This window comes from Mesorhizobium sp. WSM4850, from assembly GCF_055811735.1.
On sequence record NZ_JBVVPV010000028.1, the window covers coordinates 50755 to 76127 of the forward strand.

Consider the following 25373-nt stretch of genomic DNA (forward strand, 5'->3'; position numbering starts at 1 on the left):
TGTACATACTGAGCCGGAAAAGCTAATAAAAATCAAAGCCTAAGGGGATTTCAATTGGCCATGCAGTACGGCCGATGCTTGCATAACGCCACCTAGCTGAACACGCGGAACGTGGGGTCGCCGTAAAGCGTGAACGACGCCCAGGTGATCCCTTCGGGATGCGCCTTCTGCGCCTCGAGTCTGGCATGGCGCACTGCCTCGCCGATCATCTCGCCCTCGATCACCTTGTTGTAGAAGGCGACGGCGAACTCGGCCGCCGGTCCGTCGAATACCGGCCAGATCGCGCCAAGGCAGCCGAGCGCTCCGCCATAGATGAACGCGGCGGCGAGCCCTTCCGCCTGCTGCAGCTCGTACCGGGTTTCTGGCGCCTGATGCCGGCTCGCGGCCGCGGCCGACTGGCAGGCATTCAGCACGACGAGCGGACGCCCTTTGAGCAGGCGGCGGACTTTCTGCGCATACAGCGGCTCGTGCCCGGACAGGAGCAACGCGCTCAGCTCCGGCTTCTCGACGTTGAAGGCGGCGTGCCCCGCATAGTGGATGACGTCGAACCGGTTGCCGCGCAGTACCTCGTTCATCCGCTCGCCGGTCGCCTCGGTGCGCTCGATCACCTCGACCTCGACGTCGTTCTTCCAGCGGTCCTTCAAAGCGGTCTCGATCGCCCTGACCTCGCGGCGCGCGCCGACGAGATTTTCGTCCGGATCCGAGTAGATGAACAGAAAGCGCTTCTTCGCCCGCGGCGGCGCATCGAAAATGTCCATCCGCGGGATGACGTAGCCCATCGGCAGCCGAGCCACCGGACGCTCGGTGCAGACGAACCTGCCTTCCGTCAGGCCGCTGTCGGTCAGCATCAGCTCCCAGGGAACCTCGAGATCATTGGTCGTCAGCGTCAGCGAGCATGGCTGCGCGCGCAGAAACTGCGCGATCTGCTCCGGGATGAAGATGCGGAACATGAAGTCGCCGACCTCGCGCAGCTGCAGGTTCGGGTTGACGACCGGGACCTCACGCTGGCTGCTCGGGTCGCCCAGATGGAGGTCGCGTGTTACCCCGGCCGCAACCGGCTCCGCAGCATCGGCGCCGACGGCGCCGAGGTCGGCCTTGCGCTGCGTGGCGTAGTTGAGCGCCACTGTCACCTTGCGGAAGCCCTCGATCACCCGATCGCGATCGGCTTTGACGACCGTGCTGGTGCCCTGGATGTTGACGCCGTGGCTGCCGGGGCGGCTCGGTGTGCGCAACAGAACCGTGTACTCATACTCCTCGACCCCCCGCCTGTCGTTCAGGGGCGGGCGCAGCAGCAGCAGGTCGGCTTGGCGCGCAAAGTGCTTCTTGCCCTTCACGCGCTCTTCGATCTTGTCCGTCTCCAGATGGGACGGCCGTCCCTTCTTCTCGATCTCCTCGACCAGGCCGGGGACGGCGAGGAAATTCTGCTCCTGGATGGCGCGATCGAGGCTGATGACCAAACCGTCGAGAATGAGCAGGAATCGCTCGTCCTCGATCAGGGGAACGCCGTCATTACGGGCGAGCGTCAGATCGCGGCGCAGCGTGTTGAGGTAGACGCGCGCCTTGGCGAGCGCGTCGCCGTAGCCTCGAATGCGCGCGTCCTGCGCCGCAACCTTATGCTCCAGCGCGGGAACCAACTCGTCGAGCACGTCCCAATCAACCTCGTCGAGCAGCTCGCCGAGCTCCTTTACGAGCGGTAGGAAATCGGCGCGCGCGGTGCTGTCACGGATGCGCGCGAGCAGATCCCAGCCACGGTCGCGTCGCGGCTCGAGCTGCTGCAGCAGCCAACGCTCGCCCTCAATCGCTTCGAGCTTGCCCTTGTCGAGCTGCTCGATCAGGCGCCTCGCAATCGCGAGCGTTTTCGACTTGTGGTCGAGGTCTAGCACGAGCCTGCTCAGCGTGGTAACGTCTCGCGCCATTGGCGTGCGCTAACCCCCGCCCAGAATACGCATTCGATGCTGGATATCGGCGATCGTGGCGTTCAGCCGCGAAATCTGCGCCCACAGGTCCTTCACCGAGCCCTGGCTGATGGTGCGTACGGCCTCGCCGAGCGTCTCGGTCCTGGTCAGTCCTTCCAACAGATCCGACAGCGCTGCCTGATTGCGCTGATTGAGCTCGAGCTGCCGCTTCAGCTTGCGCCATTCGCGCGCGTCCTCGGGATCGGGCGGGGCAAACGAAACGGCGTCCTCGGTTCCTGTCGGCCGCCCGGAGCGCTGCGCCGAGTTGGCAAGCTGGACCGGCACGGGAGCGTTGGTGCAGAAGATGGCCATGCCCCATTCGCGGCCGCCTGGGTTGACGGTGTCGCTCAGCGCGCGCGCAGCGGTGATCGCCTCCTCGATCGAAAATCCTTGCACCAAACTGCGGTAGAGTCCGTTCGCGAAGGTCACGCAGAAATCGGTCGATACCAGCTCGCGCATCCCGATCACGTTCGGGATGCGCGTCGCGAGTTGCTGCGCCAGACGGTGAGTGTTGCACGCGTTCAGGCAAAGCAGCTGCGGCCCGCGTGACCGCTGCGGTATCCGCATCAGCATCTCGGCGGGAAAAACGTCCGTGCTGCCCGGGCCGAAACCCGTCAGCTGGAGCGCCTGCGGCGAGAGTGGCGTGCCCGGCATCTGCTCGGTGGCGTGCCCGGAAAAATGCACGACGTCGAAGCTGGCCGAGGTCACGAGTTCGAGAAAGTCGCTCGGCGACGCAGAAGGAATTCGTTCAACACGGAGGCGAGCAGGCTCACTCTCGGCGATCTGCCGCAGCACCTCCCAGTCGCCCTCAGTGTTGAGATAGCCTTCGGGATCGGGCGTCGTGATGAAGGCGATGCGAAGGGTGTCGGCCACCGGCGCGCCCTCGAAAGGCGTGTCTGGCACGACCTGACGAACGATCGGACGGCGCGACGAGAGCGCCAGGAAGTCATTGCGTAGCGGATCGTAGAGGAATTCCCACGGCAGCTCCTCAATCAGGGTGCCGGGCGTGGCAGAGATGCAGATGCGCAGCCGCGCATCCTGCTCGTCCCCGCGCGACACGCTTTCGCGATAGAGCGGTCCGAGCTCGGCCTGGAACAGGGCATTGAAAAGCCTGGCGCCGAGGTCCTTGACGGGATCGAGCAATTGGGTCGCACCGCGGCGCGACGCGCCTTGTTGCGAGGAGGAGCGAATCGTGTCGTAGGCCTCGCGCAACTCCTGGGGCATGATTCTGAAATAGACCGTCTCGAAGGCGGTCCGGTCCGGAACGACGTCCGATTGACAGGTCGCGACAGCCTTCAAGTCGAGTGGAGACGATGACGAAACGTCCAGCCGGATATTCAGGTTCACGTGCCTGCGCGACTCGGAGTCCCTCTCGGCAAGCAACGACAACATGCAACGTCCTTTTCCCTGCCAGCTTCACCCGCCGCGCGCATCGGGCGCCGATTTCCGCGCGTCGCACCGTCGCCCGGCGCTCGCGCCGGCGCGGTACGACGGCGAACGACACTTCTACACCCTCTGCCCGGATTTCGCCACGCCGCCAGGTTGACCAGTTCGCCCGTCCATAGTCTAGTTGGGTCAGTCTAGTTATGGTTGCGCAGATGGCAATCGGCCGGGGAGCGGCCGCTCAGGCGAGGGAGCGCTGATGGCGGGATCGTTGTATGCGTTGCTCGTCGGGATCGACGCCTATCGCTCCCCGATCCCGCCGCTACGCGGCTGCGTCAACGATATCGACGCGGCTGCGGCCCTGCTGAAGGGACTCGGCCGCGACAGCGCCTTGACGCCCGAGTTGCGCGTGCTGAAGGATGCGGACGCTACGCGCGCCGCAATCATCCACGGCTTTCAAGTGCACCTGAAACGAGCCGGCCCGAACGACGTCGCGCTGTTCTATTACGCCGGTCACGGCTCGCAGGAAACAGCGCCGCCCGAATTCTGGCATATCGAGCCGGACCATCTCGACGAAACGCTGGTCTGCCATGACAGCCGTGACCCCGGTAACTGGGACCTCGCCGACAAAGAGCTCGCCGCCCTGATTGACGACGTGGCGCGCAGCGGCACGCATATGCTGTGCGTGCTCGACTGCTGCCATTCGGGCAGCGGAACGCGCGCCGCTGACGACGAAGGCATCGCGGTGCGGCGTGCACCGACCGACTGGCGTGCGCGCCCGATCGAGAGCTTTCTTCCCGGCGCGCAGGCCGGCGCCAGAGCAGCCGACGCGGCCGCCGGCGGCTGGGCCGTGATGCCGGCTGGACGGCATGTTCTGCTCGCGGCCTGCCGCGCGAGCGAAACCGCCAAGGAGGTGATTGACGAAGGCCGCTCGCACGGCGCCTTCTCGGCCTCGCTGCTTGCCACGCTGCGACAGACCCGCGGCGCAATCTCGTATCGCGACCTGGCAAAGCGGGTGGAAGCGCAAGTCCGGCTGCGAGTTTCGCAACAGGTCCCGCAACTCGAGGCGAGCAATCCGGACGATTTGCAGAGCCTGTTCTTGGGGCGGCCAGCGGGCACGCAACTTGCGCATTTCACCCTGCGCTATGATCGCGATCAGGGCTGGGTGATCGATGGCGGCGCGATCCATGGCGTCGCCGCCCCGGTGGGCACCGAGACGACGCTGCTCGCGATCCACCCGCTCGATGCGAGCACGGCGGATCTTCGCCAGATCGACAGGGCGCTGTCCACCGGATCGGTGACCAAGGTGCAGGCGAACCTCAGTCAGGTGGAGCTCAAACACGGCGGCGCGGCGCTCGATCGGCAACTCACTTACCGGGTGATCACGGTCGCAACGCCCCTGCCGCCGATCGCGGTGCGGTTGTCCGGACCGACCGCAGCGCTCGCCCTCGTGCGCGCCGCGCTCGCACCGGCCGGGGGCGTGGCGTCGCTGTTGGTGCGCGAGGCCGCGGCCGGCGGCGCCGCGCGGCTGCAGGTCGAGGTGGTTGACGAAAGCTATCGCATCGGGCGGGTCGGCGCGGCGCGCCCACTGGTCGCCGACGTCCCCGGCCTGGACGTAGCCGGAGCGCGCCGCGTGGTCGAGCGGCTCGAACACATCGCGCGCTGGGAGGCCATCGCGGCGCTGAGCAACAGCGGCAGCAGGCTGCCCGCCGGCACGGTCAAAATTGCGATTCTGCGGCCGGAGCCGACGCAAAATGGCGAAGCCTGGAATGAGGCGAAGGCCCGCAGCGGGCTGCGACTCTCCTACACCTACGCAGATGACAAGTGGAGCAACCCCCGCCTGCGTATCAAGCTAACCAATTCCGGGCAGGAAGATCTTTATTGCGCACTGCTGTGGCTGGGTGAGAACTTCTCCGTCAGCTCGGGCCTGATGCCTGGCGGCGCCGAACGCATTCCGGCTGGCAGATCCTTTGCGCTTAACAACGGAAAGGATATCCATGCCAGCGTTCCTAACGACAAGTGGAAGCGCGGCCAGACCGAGGTACACGACCTGATCAAGCTCGTGGTCAGCACCGAGCAGTTCGATCCGAGTCTGTTTGACCAACAGGCGCTCGATGCGTATGTGACGCGAGGCGAGCTGCGGCGCACGATACCACGCAACGCGCTCGAGCGGCTCGCCCGCCGCGTCCATTTGCGCGACCTCTCGCTCACGCCGGACGACGACATCGTTCCGGAATGGACCACCGGCGAGGTGAGCCTGGAAGTGGTCCGGCCCCTCGATGCGGTCACGGTGCCGCCGCCCAACGAGCAGCGCCAGATCGGCTCCAACGTCACCCTAATGGGTCATGCGAGCCTCAAGGCCATGGCGAGCCTTGGTTCGCCGGCCGATGCCGGACGCGCGCTTGGGCCGCTCGCCGTGCCTGCGATCCTGCGCGACGATCCGGCCGTGTCCCAGCCGTTTCTGTTCGAGCGGGCGCGCGGCACGGATTCGGGGCTCAGCACGCTGCAACTGACCGACGTCGAGAACCCAGAGGCGGTCACCAAGGATGCGCCGCTGCGCATCCGCACCGCGGTGCCGCTCGGCGCGAACGAGCACGTCCTAGCCTATGCGTGGGACGGCGCGTTCTTCCTCCCGGTCGGCGCCGGGCGCCACGCGGACGGCATCACTGAGATCGAGCTGCGCCAGCTTCCCGCGCCGCTCGCGCTCTCCGAGGATCTGCAACGCGGCATCGGCAGCTCGATCCGTATCCTGTTCCAGAAACTCACCAGCCCCTATCTTGGGACGGATTTCGCCTATCCGCGCCTTGCGACGGTGAACTTCGACAGTGCCGATGAGCCCGCCTACGACCACGCGACCGAAACGGTTCGCCAGACGGTCGCGGCGGCGCAGCGCATCCTGCTCTACGTGCACGGCATCCTCGGCGACACGCTCGGCATGACGGCGTCGGCGCGTGCGTCGGTCGCGCTGCTCAATGCCGCGCCCCAGCGCATCGGCGACCGCTATGATGTCGTGCTCGCGTTCGACTATGAGAACATTCACACCGGCATCGAAACGACGGCGCGCGCGCTGAAGGACAAGCTCGCCGACGTCGGACTTGGGCCACATCATGGCAAGACGCTGGACGTGGCGGCGCATTCGATGGGCGGACTGGTGTCGCGCTGGTTCATCGAGCGCGAGCAGGGGGACCGCGTGGTGCAGCATCTGGTAACGCTCGGCACCCCGCATGCCGGATCGCCTTGGCCAACCATCGAGGGCCTTGCGACTACTGCCCTGGCGCTCGGGCTCAACGGCCTCAGCGCGGTAGCTTGGCCAGTCAAGCTGCTCGGCAATCTCGTCGGCGCGATCGAGACCGTCGACGTGACGCTCGACCAGATGGCACCCAACTCGCCGTTTCTCACCACGCTTGGCGAAAGCGCCGATCCTAAGGTTCCCTATACGCTGCTGGTGGGCAACACGTCGATCATCCCGCAGGCTTCCGGCGACGGCGCCGTGCAGGCGCTGCTAGCGCGGCTCGCGCCGCAGCGCGTGCTGCATGCCACGACCGCACTTGCGTTCTTCAACAAGCCCAACGACATCGCGGTTGCAGTCACCAGCGCCACTGCAGTGCCGGCGGCGCGCGTGCCGGCGCCCAGGATCATCGAGGTTGCCTGTGATCACATTACCTTCTTCAGCACCGATGCCGGCCAGCAGGCGCTCCTCGACGCGTTGAAAGCGCTATGAACTTGCCCAGAGTGGTCGAAGGTTTCGACAACAGCCTGGCATTCCTGGTTGCGATCGATCGGTATCGCAACGGCGTACCCGAGCTCCGCACGCCGGTTGCGGATGCGACGAAGCTGGCCGGGATTCTGGGGCAACACCACGGCTTCAGCTCCGAGGTGATCTCCGACGAGAATGCAACGCTCGACCAGCTGAGAGCCAAGCTAGGCGAGTTCGTAAACCGGGTCGGCAAGGGCGATCGGGTCTTGTTCTACTTCGCCGGGCACGGGATCGCGCTGGAGAGCGACGCTGGCCCGAGGGGCTTTCTGCTCCCACAGGATGCAGCACGGGACTCGACCGATCGCTATCTGCCGATGGTCGAGCTCAACGAAGCTCTCTCGGCCCTGCCATGCCGGCATGTACTTGTCATCCTGGATTGCTGCTTTGCGGGGGCCTTCCGTTGGTCGAGCTCACGCGATCTCGCTCTCGCGGCGGAAAACCTGCATCGCGAGCGGTATGCCTGGTACGTCCAGGATGACGCATGGCAGGCAATCGCATCGGCTGCGCATGACCAGAGGGCGTTGGATGTCGCGGCAGGCGAGACTCTGGGCGATCGTGGCCGGACGGCAGGGCACTCCCCCTTCGCCAAGGCATTGATAGAGGGGCTGCAGGGCGCGGCCGATCTTCCGCGCGCGGACGGCAGCGGAGATGGTGTGATCACAGCGACAGAGCTGTTCTTGTTCCTGGAGCAGCAGCTGATGCCGCCGCCTGGCAGTGGCCGGCCGCTGCAGACCCCGATCCTGTGGCCGTTGCCGAAGCACGACAAGGGGCAGTTCGTGTTCCTCGTCCCCGGCAAGCAGCTGGACCTCCCGCCGGCCCCGCCACTGGATCCGGAGGCGAATCCCTGGCGTGGCCTGAAGCCCTACGAGAGCTCCCATGCCGATCTGTTCTTCGGCAGGCGCAGAGCGAGCGAACGGCTGTTGGAACAAGTGCTCCGGCGCCGGCTCGTCGTGGTCACTGGACCGTCCGGCGTTGGCAAGTCGAGTCTTGTCCGGGCCGGGCTGCTGCCTGGGCTACCTGCTTCCATTCATCCAGTTGTCGCACGGCCTGGCCCGGTACCCTTCGCAAGTCTTGCGGCCGCGTTGCAAGCCATTTCGCCCAGCGTACCGGATGCGGACAAGCTGGGAACCGACGAAGATGCGCTCGCTGCATGGATAAAGGATCAGCACCCGACCGGGCGCGAGATCTTGATCGTTATTGACCAAGCTGAAGAATTGATCACCATGAACCGCGATGAGGCGGTTGCCGCGCAGTATCTCGCGCTCCTTGAGCGCGCTCTGGACGCAGATGAGGGGTTACGGATTGTTGTTACGATCCGGTCTGAGTTCGAACCGCAGTTCGCTCAATCTCCGCTCAAGGAGCGCTGGCTCTCCTCGCGTTTCTTGGTCCCACAGATGACGCAGGACGAACTGCGCCGCGTCATCGAGAGACCTGCGGCCGTAAAGGTGATGCGGTTCGAGTCGACCGACCTCATCGACACTCTCGTCAACGAGGTGGTCCAGATGCCGGGTGCGCTGCCGCTCCTGTCATTCGCGCTGAGCGAGATGTACGCGAATTATCTGATCCGACCGGCAGACGACCGTACGCTCACGCACCGCCACTACGAAGCGCTGGCGGGCGGCGTGACAGGCTCGCTCCGTGCCCGCGCCAATCGCCTCATCGACGATCTTGACGCGGCCCACAAGCTGACGGCCCGTCGAGTGCTCGAGCGGTTTGTCTCGGTCGAGAGCGGCGAGCTCGCACGGCGCCGCCTGCCGCGTCGCGAGCTCGAGGGCTCAGACACGGCGGAGAACGGGCGAGTCGAGCAAATCCTCAAACGCCTCGATGACGCACGGCTTATCGTGACCGACGAGGTCGAGAACGAGCCCTACCTCGAGCTGGCGCACGACGCGCTGATTCTCGGCTGGGATCGACTTCTCGCCTGGGTCCGCGAGGACTTGGAGCGCATCATCGCGCTGCGACGCCTCACCCCGGATGCCACAGAGTGGGCGTCCTCGCCGCAAAAAAAATCCAGCTTACTGTGGTCCGATGCGGCTCGACTTGCGACGATCAAAGAGTTGGGAATGGTCGCGTCTCCGGGCCTCAATCGGGTTGAAGCCAGTTTTGCCCAAGCCAGCATTGCGCGCGCCAAGCGAAACCAAACATTGCGAACAGCTGTGGGTGCGACGCTTGTCCTGCTCACTATCGGGGCCGGGATAGGCGCATATTACTCCTGGACGCAAACTATCGTTGCGCGCCGGCAAACAGAGAATGCTGTAGCGAACGAGACTAGGTCGCTGACGGCGCTCTCGATCGTCGCGTCGGAGCGGGGCAACCACGGCGACGCGTTGACGTTGGCGCTCGCGGCATGGCCCCGCTCGACGTTGAACGATGTGAGGCCTCGCCTGGAGACGACACTGCAGGCGATCTCGCTCGCACTGGGCTCGTCACAAGGAGAGATCAGTCGGCTGGAGGCTCCAGGCCGTATACACAACGTATGGTTCGACGGAACACGCATGACCGCCATCGGTCAGATCGGCGAGGATACGATCGCGGTTTGGGATTTGCGTCCCGGCGGAACTCCAATCAGGAAGTTCAGCATTCCGGAAAAACTGTGGAGCCTCGAAGTATCCAGCGATCGCAGTCGCGTGCTTGCACAGGCGAAAGACGGCTCCATTCGACTGTTCGATCAAGAGTTGAAACAACTCGGGTCGACGATGAAGCATGGAGATCGAGTGTCAAATGCGATGTTCTCGCCATCGGGGGCCCGGATCGTATCCTGGTCGAAGGATGGAACCGCACGTTTGTGGGATGCGCAGGACGGCGCACCGATCGGCGAGCCGATGCGACACCCCGAGGCGGTCGAAGCGGCGTTTTTCAGCGCCGCTGGGCGCTATGTTGTTACCTGGTCAAACACGTCACTTTACCTCTGGGACTCGGCAACCGCATCATTGGTCAAAGGTCCGTTGGAAAGTGGATCGCTCGCTCGAGGCGTGCTGACGTTTGATGACGACCGGCGGATGTTGTCATGGTCCATAGATAAGGACATCGAGGTTTGGGATATCGAGTCCGGTAGTCGTCTCGGCGAAGGCCTGATGCACGACGGCCCGGCGGACGGCGCGATCCTGCTCGATGGCAACAAGAACCTTCTGACCTGGTCATCTTTCAGCGATCTCAGGCTATGGGATGTGCAGACCCATCAGCAGATCGGCAATGTCATGAAGCATGAGTATTCGGTCTATGGCGTTACCGTCAGCGCCGATCAGAAGATCGCCTATTCCTGGTCTGGGGAATATTTGTATGTCTGGGATCTGCAGTCCGCTGCTGCCCGCTGTCCGCCAATGAAGAACGACGGAGGCGTGCGCGGCGCCGCATTTTCCAACGCCCAGGATAAAATCCTGGCGTGGACCGAAAAAGGCAAGCTCCGGTTGTGGGACATCAAGGCATGCAAGGAGGCCATCCCAGAGATGGCCCACGGACCTATGACCTATGCCTACCAATCCGCGAGCTGGGAGAAGCCCAAACTGTCGCTGCCCTCCAATGGGATCGTGCCGGTAAATGGGGCCACGTTTTCGCGCGACGATCATCGCATCCTTTCCTGGTCTGACGACGGCACTTTGCGAGCTTGGGATACGGCGACCGGGCAAAGCATTGATCCGGTGAGGAGGCACTCCGGTGTCGTTGGCGGAGTTACCTTGTTCGATGGAGATCGCCGGGCCGTGTCATGGGCAGGAGACCGTACCGTCCGCGTCTGGGACCTGCGGACGGGCCAGCAACTTGGGAGCGCGATTCGAACCGGGGAGGGCGGTATCGGTGGAGCGCTGCTGACTCGGAACGACAAGGCGATCGTCTATTGGTCCGGCGATCGTCTAGTGATGGTCAACGCCGATTCCGGGTCGGCGATTCTCCCACCGATCCAGCATTCGGGGATTCGCGGTGCCAGCCTGAACAGCGATGCGACGAAGGTGCTCTCGTGGTCCGGCACCCACGGCACGGTAAAGTTACATTCGATGACCGATGGTCGATTGTTGATCCCCGAAATCCATCATCTGACATCCTGGACCAACGCCGAATTTACGCGCAACCAGCGGGCGATACTCTCTTGGTCGAACGCCATAATCAAAGTCACGAACGCGGAGACTGGACTGCAGATTGGTGACTCGATGGAGTATGCAGACTTGGCGGAGACGATTGAAGGTGTCGTTCAGCGATCGGACAGCAAGCGTTTCGCTTCCTGGTCTAGAGATGGCGTGATCAAGCTTTGGGACGGCACTGCGCCCGGGAGGCAAATTGGCGACGACATCGAGCAAGGTCGGGTGCCAGCGGGCGAAGGGCCCCGCTTGCACCGCGGCGCCTTGTTCCTGCCGGACGGACGGCTGCTGGTCTGGGGAAAGACCGGAGAGCTGCGCATTTTCGACTCCGAGACCGGGGCGGATCTGATGCACCCGATTGTCCATGGGTCGGAAGTGCTCGGCGCGACCGTATCGCCGAGCGGATCGAGATTGGTGTCATGGGCCTTGGATGGGTCGGTCCGAGTCTGGAGCCTTCCGAACCTCAAGCCTCTGGCTGGTAGCATGAACCACGAGGACGTGGTCGACGGTGTCATTCTGACCAGCGACGGGAGGTACACGATCTCTTGGTCAAGCACGCACATCATCGTGTGGGAAACCGAGTCCGGCAAGCGGATCGGCTCCAAGATGACTCATGAAGAGCTCGTCGGTGGAATTTCTCTTTCGCACGATCAATCAAAAATAGTGGCTTGGACGTTGGACGACGCGATTCATTTCTGGGACCTCCAGAGCGGTCAGCAGATAGCGCCACCGTTGCCACGCGCGAGAATATCCGAGGAAGTCGGATTCGTTCTTACTAGCGATGGGATGCGACTGCTCGGCAGGGGTGATGAATTCCTCCGATGGTGGGACATCGACTTTGGTGCGGGTGACTTGCTGAAAATGGCCTGCGCACAGGCGCAGTGGGTAGAAGCGGGCAACTACCTGGACAAGTATGGCGTCACGGTTTCCGAGCCGGTCTGCGTGCCGGACGCCATGCCGGCTCCGCTTGAGTGGGCCAGAACGGTCCCTGCAACAGCACTGCTTCGAGTGGATAACCGATATGATTATCCGTGACGATCTCTCAAAAGGGTGCTGCTAAGATGACGGAGTCTGTTCATCGGAATGGCCTTACCTCGCCACGCAGGCCCTCTCCACGCGGCCATGTATCGCGACGGCTTCCGAGGAGTTCCACGCCTGGCGAGTCACAAGTCGGGCGCATGCCGTCCTTATTAGTGCCGTGTCGGATATGTCTAAGAATGCAAGCCGCTTTCCTCCGGCGGCAATGATCGTACCGTCTGGACGCGTCGTTACCGCCGCGGCCATCCCTTCGAAATGAAGCAAGTCCGGTCCGATCTGCACAAGATCGCTGTTCCAGATCCGGATCGCACCATCCGATCCCGCGCTCAGCAGTGTGGAACTGAAACGGTCGAAGTTTAGCGACATGGCGATGGTCGAGTGTGCGTCCCTCGATGCCATCTGTTCGCCTACTCTATTCCACAGTGACACGGTCTGCAGGTTTCGCGTCCCAATCGTGCCAGCTGAAGCAACCCAGTCGTTCCACCCAGTGAAGGTCACCGAGAACACTGCGCCCTCATGGGCTCGAAACGCCGGCAAGATAGGCTCGCAGTTGCCGCCGCGCAGCTCGACGTGGCCAGCCCCCATGGATCCCAGGAGCATCTCATGAGTACTCGGATCTATTGATATCCGAATAGGGACGTCACCGACCTCGCAAAGCCTCTGGGGAGTGCCCGTCCATGGAAGCTTCCACAGCGTCTTACCCGAGGCGGCTAACACGCCAGTGTCGTCAGGGAGCAAAACGAACGCCCCGTAGATGCTCCCGGCCGCACCGATCTCTCTTGGCGCGCCGCTCGAACCCCACTGTCTGACGGCGCCCGCACTCAGAGAAACGACTGACAGATCGGACCTACAAGCGAGGCCGTCGATTGCTTCGCCGCTACCGTCACTTAAGACAATGGTTCGCTGGTTTTGGTCAACGACGACGATGCTGCCGTCGAAACCGCCGACGGCGATGCTCAGGGTATCCGGACAGAGGGAGATTCTTGAAACATCGAAGTCGAAATCAAGGAACTGTGCACCGAACGGGTTCTCGGTCAGGTCGAATTTCTTGATCTGGTTGTCGAGCCATCCGGCCTCGAGGAGGTACCTGTTGTCAGGGGTGAACAGTAGCCTCGATCCGTAACCGCCGTTCATGACACCCGAGAAGCCGGGCCCCATGTCGATGTTTGCCAAGTGGATCTTGGTCGAGCCATTCTCGGTGTAAGCGTATGTCTTTCCATCGGACGTGGTTGCGATGGCGTCAACGGTCGACGCTGTTAGGCGACCAAGAACTCGCCGTTCGCCCGACTCGAACCAAGCGGCCTCTATTGTTTGCTCCCGAGTGCCGAATATTATGTAGTTGGCGGCGAAGTTGACGTTGAACGCCATTCCCGCTCCCAAGGTCAGCGGAATGGTCGCGCTAGTGCCCTTGGCGAGGCTGAACAGCGTCGCCGAATCCTCAGCCAAGAAGGCAATGGCACCATTGCCAATGTCGAAGGCCATTCCCCAAACGTCCGATGGTATCGGTAGGGGCTGCTGTCGTACAACACGCCCCGTCTCCACGCTGAGTTGCACGAGTGTCGCGCTTCGCGTTGCGTAGTAGAGAATCTTCATTGCGGGATCAAAGTCGACCCAACCAAGGGGAACCTCCGAGACTACACCGCGCCAGATAGGGGTGCCGGATGTGTCTAGTACGATGTGCTCTGCACCCACGCTGTAGCCGATACACGCGCCGCTCGAGCAAACCGAGACATTCTCACTCGCATTCTGGTCCCCCGTGATCTCCGTTCTCTTGCCGCTGTCAAGGTTGATGGTTGCGGCCAGGCGAGGCTCGACTCCTACGTCGTCTTCATCCCGGCGATACACCAGGAGGACATTGGAGGAACCTTTTTCCATGCGCATCGACGTGATTTGAGGTCCGGGCTCGGTCAGCCGCCAGACTTCGCGCGCTGCACCGAGCGACTTCAGAAGGGGGGAGCGAACCTCGGGGAGGATGCGGCCGAAATGCGTTTGGCTGAGGTGGGCCGCCTCCACTGCCGATAGGAGCGCCTCGTACTGTCTGGGGGTATCGATCGTCGCCTCTACGTTCTGGCCGGCGGCGAGTAGCGCGATCGTTTGCGTTCTCTCCGCAGCCTGCAAGAACAACTGAAGTCCGAACGCGATCGCAACACAAGCGGCGGCGACCAGCACTGCACGAAGAGCAAGAACGAGTCTCAGGCGGGTGCGGCTGGCCTCGATAAAGGTAATCTCGGTGCGAGCCAGGCTTTCGCCAAAGGCAGCTTGCACGCGCCGCGCTCGGTCGCGCCGGATGCGATCGAGCCATAAGGTACTAGGGTTCTTTGCCCGTCTCCACTCGTCCGCGGCTTGCGTCAGCTGGCGCAGATCAACGATGAGCCGAGCATCGGTCCGCACCCAGTCAAGAAGACGATCCCAGCCAAAAATCAGGGCGTCATGAGCCAGTTCTAACCGACCCTGTGGTCGGTCGTGCGGAACTGTCGAGTCGGGTTGAAGATCGTGCTCCTGCGCCTCGGAAACTAGGAGTCGCTGTTCAACCAGGCTCTCGAGGAGACGATCGATCCTGGAAGCCTCGCGCGGATCATTCACGTCGAATTCCCAGCGAGGCACACGCCGCCTTGCAAACTCTCCGGACTCCACCGAAACGAGGCGCTGCAGCAGCCGACGCGCAACTGGAACCAGGATGCCGCCATCGCTCTCGATCAGGTGGTTGGCGCGAATACGAAGTGCCCCAGGAACGCCGCCTTCGAGCGCGTCGTAGTCCTCTCGAGAGATGGTCCTGTCACCGCTTCCCCGCGTGAGGTAGTGGCTATACATCTCGCTCAATGCGAAGGAGAGTAGCGGGAGAGCTCCAGGCGCGTTGACGACCTCATCGGCAAGCTGATTCACCAGCTGATCAGACTCAAATCGCAGCACCTTGACGGCTGCAGGCATCTGGATGACTTGGCGAAGCTCTTCGTGAGTCATGGGGGGAACAACGAACCGTGCGTCGGTCCATCGCGGACCTAGCGCCGACTGAGCGAACAGCGGTTCAAATTCCGAGCGGACGGTAAATATCACGCTCAGCATCTCGGGTGCCTCGGCGAGCGCGACAGCTATCGACTCCAGGAAGCGAACGCTCGTCTCCCTATCCCGATTCTGGGTCAGGAGTTCCTCGGCCTGATCGATGACGAGTAGGATATCCCGCCCATCGTCTTGCGCATTCACCCACTCAGCCAGCGCGTGCTGGTTCGTTTGAAAGTCCGCTTCTTTGATGTGGGCGCGCTTGCCGCTTTTGATCTGGAGGGCCGAGACTAAGCTGGTGAATGGTGCAGGCCCCGGTCTGAACACGATGGGCTCGATAGTGGGAGGAAGTCTGGGCAACAACCCAGCGCGGATGAGGCTCGATTTGCCGATGCCGGATGGCCCTGACACCACGACCAACCTCTTGGGGGGAGATTGCGGTCGTCCCTCGGATGCGGCGACCCCCATCACCCGATCAACGAGTTTGTCAACCACGCGGCCCCTGCCGAAGAACAAGTCGGCTTGCGCGACTTCGTAGGGCTTGAGTCCCCGCCACGGGTTTGCTTCAGGGTTCAACGTCGGTGCGGAAGGAAGGTCCAGGTCTTCCCCAGGAACCAGGAACAGGAACTCGCCTCGGCGATGCTTCCTCATGGGCCAGATTACGGGCGCCTGCCTAAGCGGCGGAGGCAGTAGTTCATCCTGCAGGTAGAGAAAGAGCTCGGTGGCGGTAATCACGCCGTCCTTGGCGCCCGAAGAGTTCGGTCGATCGGCCGGTCCATCCAGCCCGCGTAGGAGTGCGCGTGCAAATGGTGAGTGCTCGCGTCCATCGCCCCTCTTACCCAGCGGTTCACCGGCGACTACGTCGATAGCCTTCTGGTCATGGGCCGCTGAAGCGATCGCCTGCCAAGCATGGTCTTGGATCAGCCACGAGTAACGCTCTTGATGCAGGTTCACAGGAGTAAGCGCTAGGTCGCGCGTGCTGGACCAGCGAAATGATCCGGCGAAGCAGCAGTCCAGAATGACGAGCACGTGACGGCACGGCAAGTTGGAAAGCGCCTCGTCCAGTTCGACCATTGGGAGGTAGTGCTCGGTCGAGCCTCGATCTGCATCGTGGGGCAAAAGATACCCACGGGGTCCATCCTCGCCTTCAACTGCTATTCCATGGCCAGCGAAATAGAACAGAAGCCGATCCTCGGCCTCGATACGCGCCGGCAACTTCTTGAGAAGGTCGCGTAGCCCTGCAAGCGTGGCGTCCGTGTCGGTCAACACCTCGACTACGAAGCCATGGCGCTCGCTCAAAAGCTCCGCCAGCTTCTCGGCGTCTGCTACTGGGGTTTGAAGCTTGGGAACGCCATTCCCGTAGCTCTCAACGCCAATCACAATCGCCAAACTGCTACGGAAACCGGAAGGGGCACTCATGATGTTCTGGCAAGGCTACGCCAAGTCTCCCCTAAAGCTTAAGTTCAATGCCGGCTCTACCTCCCCAGCGTCTAACTTCTATTGAAGTACCGGAGACCAGGGCGCGGGACAAACTACTTTTTCTGCGGTGATTCCGAAACTGCGCGCGCAGGGCATCGTCCCCTTCCTGATGCGCGTGGGAGGATGACTCAGTCTAGCGCAGCTAGAAGCGCGTTCCGCCCAACGTCGGAGCTAAAGAATGAAACGTGATCGCAGGCCACTTCAGTAACCTGCGGATCCGGGACGCGGGCGCTCGGCACCGGCTTGGCGCTGGTAACGCTAACCGCGATGTCGTTAGGCGCTCTCAGAAATGCCAGTGAAGTCGCGGCATGCAGCATCTTCTGAGGAGATATCTTGGAAAGCAGCCTCTCAAGTCTGCCACCTTCAGCGGCTGCCGGAATGAGGGAAGTGTCTCCCACCAACAGGACGTAAGGGACCTTAGGATCGCCGCTCTGCCCAAGTTCGGCCAAGAGGGGTGAACCTGGCGCCATTTCATCGAGCATTACGTCCACGGTTTCGACCGCTCCTACCAGGTCTGCGAGGGCCTTCACTGGCCAGGCGACCTCGGGAAGAGCTGGCAATGGCGACGTGGAATTTGCACTAGCATGGCGGCTAACCGGGCAACATTGGCGCTTGCCCGCGGCGGAACCATACGGAACGATACGGGAAGGTTCGTCGATATGTGCCCACGAAAAACATAATGAAATCAATGCTTTGAGGTTGCCCTCCGGGCCCACCATTCAGTCTGCTCGATTTCCGGGTTTTTTTTCACCCGTCTCAGAATAGCGTACATTTCCGTAGGTTAGCACCGAGTAGTGGGCAACACTTGGCTGAGACTCCGCAGTGAGCGTCCAAAACACCTGATTTTTTGGCTGTCGGTCTCTGTCGGACGAATTCCGTAGCCAAGTGTTTGGCAAAGCGATGGTTGGCTGATCAGCCAGATGCACGCCGGATTGTGTCAGAAGCCGAGGAGTGCAGCCTGGCTGGTCCAGGCGTGCGGCAGGTCCGAGACCCGTGAGAGCCTGTGGGCCGTCAGTTCGACAGGTTGATCACCAGCAACAATACTGGCAGCAATTTTCGGGGCGAGGAAAGCGAGGGATAGAAGGCGGCTTACCTCGGATGTATGGGTGCCGTTGAGCATGGCAACGTCGGTGAGGCTGCGGTTGGCTCCGTCCGTAAGCTGCTCTAGGTACAGGCGGGCTCGACGCACAAGGTCGATCAAGGCGCCATCGGGTTCTTGGCTGATGTTGGACCCGTCTGTAAGCACGATCCGCGTCTCGACACCGCGTCGCTTCATACCGATTGGACATTCGATCGAAGTTACCTGGGCGCTATCGTTGGGAGGCAGAGTACGGTCGAGAAGCAATTCCGATAGCGAGCGGCGATTGAGTTCGATCGTCAACGATCCGGGCTTGAGGGTGATCCTCCGAACGATCTTTTGAAGCATAAATCGCTTCGCTTCCGCAGTGTCTGATGCCCAGCACGACCGCATCACTTCTGCCCGCCGCATCGCCGACTGAGTTTCGCCAGCGTCGGCCCATTGCTGAATCCAACCAGAGAGTTGGGCCTGATCACTGAGAATTCGATTCAGGCGATGCTCAACAACTGATTCAAGTGCGGGCGCTGGAAGACGCCAACCCGATGACCCTTTCCGGCGTTCATCGATGAACTGTTTTGAGACATAGTAGCGGTAGCGAACACCTTCTTTTTTCGCGTGAACCGACCGCAATTTCTCACCCGCTTCATCGAAGAGCAAATGAGGTTGCGTGACATTGGAATCGCTTCGCCGCCGCGGCGCCTGCGCGGCGAGAAGTGCCTGAGCCTCCTCGAACGTGGCCGACGTGACGATCGGCTCATGCTCTCCATCGTAGACCTGATCCTTGTGCCTGATCTTGCCGATGTAGACCGGATTCGAAAGAAGGTGGTAGAGGTTGCCGCGACCAAACGGCATGGTGACGCCAACTGATCCGTCTTTGCATTGTCGTGTCCTTGCCGAGAGCCCGTCACTCGCAACCTCATCGACAAGATCCCGGACCGACTTCAGGGCGAGATAGCGATCGAATAGGTGTCTAACTGTTTGCGCTTCGGTTTCGTCAATGCTTACGGTACTCGACGCGATAGCCCAGGGGCACCACGCCGCCCATCCACATGCCTTTCTTCTTCGATGCGGCGATCTTGTCGCGGATACGCTCTGCTGTGACCTCTCGCTCGAACTGAGCGAAGGACAAAAGCACGTTGAGCGTAAGCCTGCCCATTGAGGTGGTGGTGTTGAACTGCTGCGTCACCGACACGAAAGAAACGGAGCTGGCATCGAAGATCTCGACGATCTTGGAGAAATCCATCAGCGACCGGGTAAGGCGATCGATCTTGTAGACCACCACCACATCGACTTTTTTGTCCCGGATGTCCTGGAGGAGACGCTGCAGGGCAGGGCGCTCCATCGTGCGCCCGATATGCCGCCGTCGTCATAGTGGTCTGGCACCAGCTTCCAGCCAAGACCTACTTGCGAAGCGATGAAGGCCGCACAATCTTCGCGCTGGCATCGAGTGAGTTGAACTCCTGATCCAATCCCTCTTCGGTCGATTTTCGTGTGTAGATGGCGCAGTTGAGGCGAGGCGTCATTGTCATAGCCCAAAGAACCTCGGGCCAGACCAACGGGCGCCGGTAATGCGGCGGGCGACAGCTGACAGCGATCCGTACGTCTTGCCGTCAAGCACGAAGCCGTCGTCGACAACTTCGACGATGTGCATTCGCCCATTCCACTCCCGCATCAGGCGGGAGCCGACTTTTGGCGGAAGAGATCGTAGCGACGACTTCAATGCCCTACCCGATAACGCTGGCCGGGCTAATGGAACTCCGTCCTGGCGATCCGGCCTACTATTGCTCGGGCGGATAGCATTCGCGTTGGTCCCACGCGTGGTGCCTGTCCCGAGTGTTTTCTTGAGGGTCGAAGGCAAACCACCCAGTCGCTTGGCCTGGAGATGCCAGGTAGCTGACCGTTCAAGCAACCCACGTTTGACCCCTTTGGGTGGCGGGCAGCCATAAGCCCTCGCCCAAGCTGCTGACAGTTCGTCGCGCGTGAGATCGCCGACCCCGGCGATCTCACCATCCAAATCAAGTCGCTTGCGCATCGAGGTCAACCTGCACCCTCCGTCTTTGGCAAGGCGATATCGCCGCTGTCCGTCCTTGCCCGTTTCGCTGAGGACTTCGTGGCCGAGCTTCTTCTTGACGGTGCCGGAGAGGAAGCCCCGCACCGAATGCGCTTGCCATCCCGTCGCATCGATCAGGGTTTGGATTGTAACGCCTTTTGCCGACGTCAGCTTCTTGAGGACGATTTCGGTTTTGGTGGGCGCTGCGGTCGCTTCGTCCTTGGCTTTTTTGTCCGTCACCAAGGCCGCAGTACTAATCTTCTGGCGCGACTTTCGGGTGGCCGAGGTGCTCTGCTTGAGTTTGGTTGCTGTCCCGTCGGCCTGGGCCTCGTCAGCAATGGCCGTGATGTCATTGAGGGTTGCCATCTCAAATCTCCGTCAGGTTCAAAGCCCAGACTATTCCGGCGCTTGTACTGACTGAAGCCCGCTCCCGGGGGGCTGGAGAAGTCGCAGGGTTTTTGCATGCGCTGCTGTCACCAACCAATGCTTCGTTGTGAGATGAAGTCCAGTCGAAAATTTTCCGAATGGAATGGCAGTTCTGCGCCCGATGTCGGCCGTAGAAGTCGATCATTGACGTTGCCCGGAAGCAGACGTTGCCGGCGACCACCCTGGACATCGTAGCGCGATTTCGCGACATTCGGACAATTCTCAAAAGCTGCCCTTCGCGCAACGACTCGAATAGACCCGGAGCGGTCGAAGATTGGCACGCCTCTTCCGAAATCGAGTAGCCCAGCCGAGAGACTCGCGGATGGTGGCTTCAGGAATCCGCCTTCCAAGCACGTGAATGTTGAAGTCCTCACCGAGCGGGAAGCGCCACCAACCGACTGCCTTCTTACACAACAGAGCAGAAGCGGTTGCTCACAAGAGCTTCACGGCACATTTGCTCGACATTCCCTCACGCGCGTGAGTTTAAGTTATTACACGCGTGGGTTCAAATTTACACGCGCTGGTTTAAGTTACTACACGCGTGGATTTAAGTTCTTCCTTCGGCAACTATAAGTACTTAGGGGTTCTTTGTCAAACCCCCGCAGTAAAAATAATTCGTAAGCTAGAAGGAACCTCCTTGCTCTGGACCGGTTTTGCGAGTCCGTAGCGGGGAAATCTCAGTGTTCCCCCGCGGCTCATACCCCAAAGGAGAAAAACCATGGATAACGAACTCGAGCTACGCGAACTTCGCGACGACGAACTGGACCTGGTTTCCGCTGGGATTCATAGGCTTGGTCACGGGTCGTTTATCGATGCTACCGTCGTCGTCAGGGACATCGAAGTGCACGACATTAACGTTTCAGCGAACGCGCTAAGTAGCGGCGTGGTTGTCCAACGCTGAGCAACGGCGTGGCATTCCCACAGATGGACCAAGCACGTTGCCCTTCCCGTCGTTGACGGGAGGGGCCTCCTACAAGTCTTTCCGAAGAGGTGCTGACGCCGTTGAAACCCGAGCGGGCCCTGTTCCGACCCGAGGCGGTCGAACATCAGAGATCGCAGCGCCAGTGGGGCCACGTGGCCCCACTTCAGCCGCCGTCGATCAAGATCATGGCCTGGGGCGGGGTGGCAATTGTCGGCGCGTTTTTTATATTCCTTATCCTCGCACCATATGCCCGCAAAGAAACCGTCATTGGCTATCTCACCCCGACCGAGGGAATGGCGCGGGTGTTCGCGGCGCAGCCGGGTGTGATTCGGGCCGTCCATGTGAGCGAGGGTGACGTCGTCGAGCAGGGAAAGCCGCTCCTTACTATCGATACGGGCCAGATCTCAGGGAGCGGCGAGGACGTGAATGCAGCCGTCCTAAGGGCGATGCGGAGCCAGCGCGGTCTTATACAGGATCAAATCAGCGGCGAGGAGCGTCGCACACGCACCGAATCGGATCGCTTGAGAGCGGTCATCCGCGGACAGGAGGCGGAGATTTCCTTCCTGAAAGACCAGGTCGACATTCACGAGCAACGCATCCGGCTTGCCGAGACGATGATCCAACCTGCCGCAGACCTTAGCGCCAAAGGCTTAATGCCCCGGGACGAGCATGTTCGAAGGCAGGAGGCGTTGCTCGAGCAACGTCAAAGCCTGAACGCTCTCCGCCAGCAGATTTCCGTGCGCCAGAGCCAGATCACTGAGACCCGTTACACGCTTGATCAGGTGCCGATAAGTGCCACTGAGCGCACCCAGGAGCTTCGGCGTAATCTCGAAGCGCTCGAACAGCAGATCGCCGAGGTCGAAGGACGACGCTCCTATGTCGTTCGCGCACCGCGATCCGGCCGCGTTTCCGCCCTGTATGCCACTGAAGGCCAGGTAGCAGATCCGCGTCTGCTGCAGATGGTGATTGCCCCTCCGACCGCCGTGCTCGAGGCAGAGTTGTTCGTCCCAACCCGAGCGATCGGTTTCGTGCGTATCGGCCAACCCGTACGAATTCTCTACGAGGCCTTCCCGTACCAAAGTTTCGGCACCTACAAGGCGCGCACGGTTCGGGTCGCCCACACGGTACTGACAAAGGCGGACGTGGCAGTACCGCTTCCTATCGAGGAACCTGTCTACCGGGTCACGGCAGCACTCGATCGTCCTGACATCGACGCCTATGGCCAGAAGGTGCCACTTCAGCCAGGCATGGTGTTGAAGGCCGATATAATTCTCGAGGAGCGGTCACTGATGACGTGGCTCATCGACCCCTTGCTCAGTGCCCGTCGATGAGTGCGGTAGCAATTCCGCTACGTGGCCGGTCCCGCCTGCCGGTCATAGTTCAGGCCGAAGCCGCCGAATGCGGCCTGGCCTGCCTAGCCATGATCGCCTGTTACCATGGGCACCAGACGGACCTGAACGCGCTCAGGCGACGGTTTCCAGTGTCCCTGAAAGGCGTCACTCTGCGCGGGCTGATCCAACTCGCAGCCAATTTGCATCTGTCATGCCGGGCAGTGCGGCTTGAACTTGGGCAACTAAACCAACTCCGGTTTCCAGCTGTCCTGCACTGGGACCTTAATCACTTCGTCGTTCTAAAGTCCGTCTCCCGGCGCGGCCTCGTCGTGCACGATCCGGCCTCGGGAGTCCAAAGCTACTCGTTTGAGGAGGCATCCGCGCACCTCAGCGGCGTTGCCGTCGAGATTACCCCCGCGGAAGAATTCGCGCGTGCCGACGAGCGCACCCGTCTGCCGTTCAGGGCCTTCTGGGGCCACATTCAGGGCGCGCCGCATGCGGTCGCGCAAATTCTCGCGCTCTCGGTGGTGTTGGAACTGCTGGTGATCGCTGCTCCGTTCTACATGCAGCTTACCATAGACGAAGTCATCGCCCGTGGTGATGTAGACCTTCTCGTGGTTCTCGCCTTGGGCTTTGGCCTTCTGGCCGCAATATCAGTGCTGTCTACAGCCCTTCGTTCGCACATCGTGCTGCTTTTGCAGAACACTTTGCATTTCCAGATGGGTGCCCGACTCTTCGGCCATCTCGTGCGCCTGCCGCTGTCGTTCTTTGAGAAGCGTCACATAGGTGACGTGCTGTCGCGGTTCGGTTCATTAGAGCCGATCCGCAACATCATGGCAGAAGGCTTGATCATTGGCTTCGTGGACGGCCTGATGGCAGTCGCTACTCTCGTCATGATTTTCGTCTACAGCCCGCTACTCGCCTTTGTTGTGGTGGGTGCGGTGGTGCTCTATGCGGCAGTTCGTTTGGCGCTCTACCCCGTTCTGCGCAGCCGCAGCGAGACTGCGATCCAGACGAGAGCGCAGGAGAACTCGACGTTCATCGAGACGGCGCGCTCGGTCCAGAGCCTCAAACTTTTCAATCGCGAGGAAGAGCGTGAGGGTCAATGGCTCAATCGTTTCGCGGATGTCGTCAATGCAAACGTGCGCCTTGGAAAGGCGCGGATCACCTTCAAAACCCTGAACGACACGATCTTTGGACTGGAGAACGTTCTTATCGTATTTCTCGGGGCCAAGTTGGTGTTGGGGGGCAGTCTAACGGTGGGCATGCTCTTCGCCTTCATGGCGTATAAGCGACACTTCAGCGAGAAAATGATCCTCCTTGTCGAGAAGGCTATCGAGTTCCGACTTCTGAACCTGCACCTTGAGCGCCTTGCAGATATTGCGCTGACGCCTCCGGAACGAGGCCAAGAAATCCCCCTCGTTCAGGATAGACTTATCAAGGGCAGTATAGAGCTCCGTGACGTCTGCTTCCGCTATGCTGAGACCGAGCCACTGGTCCTGGAGAATGTCAGTCTAACCATCGAACCAGGAGCCTTCGTCACCATCATGGGGCCATCGGGAGGTGGCAAGACTACCTTGGTGAAAGTCATCCTGGGCCTTCTGGAGCCCACCACTGGCGAGGTGCTGGCTGACGGGATCTCCCTGCATGTGATTGGCGTTCGTACCTATCGAGAGCAGGTTGGTGCGGTCATGCAGGACGACCAGCTCCTGTCCGGATCGATCGCCGACAATATCTGCTTCTTCGATCCCGCTTTCGACCACGATCATATGGTGGAATGCGCCAGGATGGCCCGGATCCACGATGAGATCTCGGCCATGCCTATGGCATACAATACGCTAATCGGCGATATGGGGAGTTCTCTATCCGGCGGCCAGAAGCAACGTGTCCTACTGGCACGCGCTTTGTACAAGCGACCGAAAATGCTGGTACTAGACGAGGGCACCGCGCATCTCGATGTCGAAAATGAACGACGCATTAACGCGAGCTTGACGGACCTCGCGATCACGAGGATCAGCGTGGCACACCGGCCAGAGATGATGGCAGGCGCGGATCGGATCATCGAGATTGCCCGCACCGTACGCGACCGCCCTTGGTCGGGACGCTCGAGGTCGACCTCGTCCAAATCGAAGGCGACTGGTCCTCCGAGGCGCCGGCGCAGATCTGCTTGAAAACATCCACCAGGCTCGCTATCGCTGCCGATCAGTGCCCATCAGTGCCCATCAGTGCCCATCACCGCCCCTCAGTGCCCACCTGAACTGCCCACCGGATTGCGGGCACTTCCGTTCAAGTCACGCCTGGACGGAGGATCAGTCATGGGTGAATGTAAGGGTAAAGGCTGAGCGACGTGCGATAACGGACATAGCTGGTGTCGACACCGCTCTCGACATTGCCCTGATTAGACGAACGTCAAACCCGTCCCATACTCCCTCCGCATCCCCCGCTGTGCAATTGGTCAATCAACCGGATCGATGTCTCGGTTCGGATGATCGCTGCCTCATGCACGACCATCCGCTACTGCGACCTCGCCCGTATGGCTGTCGGCCACAGAGGATGCCTTGCTACCGCCCGAAAGCTTACATCACCGAAGACAAATCTGTAGGTCGATGTTGCCGACAAAGCCGACACAGTACGGCGGGCGGCTCGATCAATCAGCTACGCCACCGCAACGCATCGATGAGCGCACGTAGAGCGGACGGCATATGCCTGCGGCTCGGGTGATAGAGATGCGAGCCAGAAAAAGCACGGACCAATCGTCCAGCACCGCATCGGCTTGATCGCGTTATGGGCGGCGGTTGGCGCGAATGTCGGCTATCAGGTCGCCTGATAGCCTCAGGAATTACCGTATTGGATCCAGTCCGCTGGTTCCGGTGAAGGTCCGCTTTCC

At 61.3% G+C, this 25373-nt stretch carries 12 protein-coding genes; 5 read left to right on the forward strand and 7 right to left on the reverse strand.

Going from position 1 to position 25373, the window contains the following annotated elements:
• Positions 1–92: 92 nt before the first annotated feature.
• Both AC0L2Z_RS23290 and AC0L2Z_RS23295 read right to left on the reverse strand, forming a co-directional pair.
• Positions 93–1883 carry a CHAT domain-containing protein gene (locus tag AC0L2Z_RS23290; protein ID WP_473629422.1) on the reverse strand — a complete coding sequence of 597 codons (1791 nt, stop codon included), beginning with the start codon at positions 1881–1883 and terminating at the stop codon, positions 93–95.
• 42 nt (positions 1884–1925) lie between these two features.
• Complete coding sequence (locus AC0L2Z_RS23295; RefSeq protein WP_473629423.1) at positions 1926–3347, reverse strand: CHAT domain-containing protein; 1422 nt, start codon at positions 3345–3347, stop codon at positions 1926–1928.
• A 250-nt stretch (positions 3348–3597) separates the two neighbouring features.
• Here AC0L2Z_RS23295 and AC0L2Z_RS23300 point away from each other — a divergent pair, with 250 nt between their 5' ends.
• Positions 3598–7059 (forward strand): caspase family protein, encoded by a 3462-nt coding sequence (locus AC0L2Z_RS23300; RefSeq protein WP_473629424.1) that lies wholly within the window; start codon positions 3598–3600, stop codon positions 7057–7059.
• A complete protein-coding gene (locus tag AC0L2Z_RS23305; RefSeq protein WP_473629425.1) occupies positions 7056–12200 on the forward strand; it encodes an nSTAND1 domain-containing NTPase in 5145 nt (1714 codons plus the stop codon). The genes AC0L2Z_RS23300 and AC0L2Z_RS23305 overlap by 4 nt, the downstream gene beginning before the upstream one ends.
• A 54-nt stretch (positions 12201–12254) precedes the next feature.
• Here AC0L2Z_RS23305 and AC0L2Z_RS23310 read toward each other — a convergent pair whose 3' ends face one another.
• The 5 genes from AC0L2Z_RS23310 to AC0L2Z_RS23330 all read right to left on the reverse strand — a co-directional run bounded on the left by AC0L2Z_RS23310 (position 12255) and on the right by AC0L2Z_RS23330 (position 20173).
• Positions 12255–16619, reverse strand: coding sequence for an nSTAND1 domain-containing NTPase (locus AC0L2Z_RS23310; RefSeq protein WP_473629426.1), 4365 nt, complete (start codon positions 16617–16619; stop codon positions 12255–12257).
• Positions 16620–16807: 188 nt separating this feature from the next.
• On the reverse strand, positions 16808–17209 hold the full coding sequence (locus AC0L2Z_RS23315) for a hypothetical protein (RefSeq protein ID WP_473629427.1): 402 nt from the start codon (positions 17207–17209) through the stop codon (positions 16808–16810).
• A 407-nt stretch (positions 17210–17616) separates the two neighbouring features.
• On the reverse strand, positions 17617–18777 hold the full coding sequence (locus AC0L2Z_RS23320; RefSeq protein ID WP_473629439.1) for a recombinase family protein: 1161 nt from the start codon (positions 18775–18777) through the stop codon (positions 17617–17619).
• Positions 18752–19099 (reverse strand): recombinase family protein, encoded by a 348-nt coding sequence (locus AC0L2Z_RS23325; protein WP_473629428.1) that lies wholly within the window; start codon positions 19097–19099, stop codon positions 18752–18754. Before AC0L2Z_RS23325 ends, AC0L2Z_RS23320 begins: the two co-directional genes overlap by 26 nt.
• A gap of 183 nt (positions 19100–19282) precedes the next feature.
• Complete coding sequence (locus AC0L2Z_RS23330; protein ID WP_473629429.1) at positions 19283–20173, reverse strand: DUF2924 domain-containing protein; 891 nt, start codon at positions 20171–20173, stop codon at positions 19283–19285.
• 778 nt (positions 20174–20951) lie between these two features.
• Here AC0L2Z_RS23330 and AC0L2Z_RS23335 point away from each other — a divergent pair.
• From AC0L2Z_RS23335 to AC0L2Z_RS23345, 3 genes are all read left to right on the forward strand, one after another.
• On the forward strand, positions 20952–21134 hold the full coding sequence (locus AC0L2Z_RS23335) for a hypothetical protein (RefSeq protein WP_473629430.1): 183 nt from the start codon (positions 20952–20954) through the stop codon (positions 21132–21134).
• Positions 21135–21235: 101 nt separating this feature from the next.
• Positions 21236–22486 carry a beta-barrel domain-containing protein gene (locus tag AC0L2Z_RS23340; protein ID WP_473629431.1) on the forward strand — a complete coding sequence of 417 codons (1251 nt, stop codon included), beginning with the start codon at positions 21236–21238 and terminating at the stop codon, positions 22484–22486.
• On the forward strand, positions 22483–24657 hold the full coding sequence (locus AC0L2Z_RS23345; RefSeq protein WP_473629432.1) for a peptidase domain-containing ABC transporter: 2175 nt from the start codon (positions 22483–22485) through the stop codon (positions 24655–24657). The genes AC0L2Z_RS23340 and AC0L2Z_RS23345 overlap by 4 nt, the downstream gene beginning before the upstream one ends.
• Positions 24658–25373 lie beyond the last annotated feature (716 nt).

Excerpts from the sequence above, each read along its gene's own strand:
- AC0L2Z_RS23325 (WP_473629428.1), bottom strand. The coding sequence starts at position 19,099 with ATGGAGCGCCCTGCCCTGCAGCGTCTCCTCCAGGACATCCGGGACAAA.
- AC0L2Z_RS23310 (WP_473629426.1), bottom strand. The coding sequence starts at position 16,619 with ATGAGTGCCCCTTCCGGTTTCCGTAGCAGTTTGGCGATTGTGATTGGC.
- AC0L2Z_RS23335 (WP_473629430.1), top strand. The coding sequence starts at position 20,952 with ATGGATAACGAACTCGAGCTACGCGAACTTCGCGACGACGAACTGGAC.
- AC0L2Z_RS23330 (WP_473629429.1), bottom strand. The coding sequence starts at position 20,173 with ATGGCAACCCTCAATGACATCACGGCCATTGCTGACGAGGCCCAGGCC.
- AC0L2Z_RS23305 (WP_473629425.1), top strand. The coding sequence starts at position 7,056 with ATGAACTTGCCCAGAGTGGTCGAAGGTTTCGACAACAGCCTGGCATTC.
- AC0L2Z_RS23300 (WP_473629424.1), top strand. The coding sequence starts at position 3,598 with ATGGCGGGATCGTTGTATGCGTTGCTCGTCGGGATCGACGCCTATCGC.
- AC0L2Z_RS23295 (WP_473629423.1), bottom strand. The coding sequence starts at position 3,347 with ATGTTGTCGTTGCTTGCCGAGAGGGACTCCGAGTCGCGCAGGCACGTG.
- AC0L2Z_RS23345 (WP_473629432.1), top strand. The coding sequence starts at position 22,483 with ATGAGTGCGGTAGCAATTCCGCTACGTGGCCGGTCCCGCCTGCCGGTC.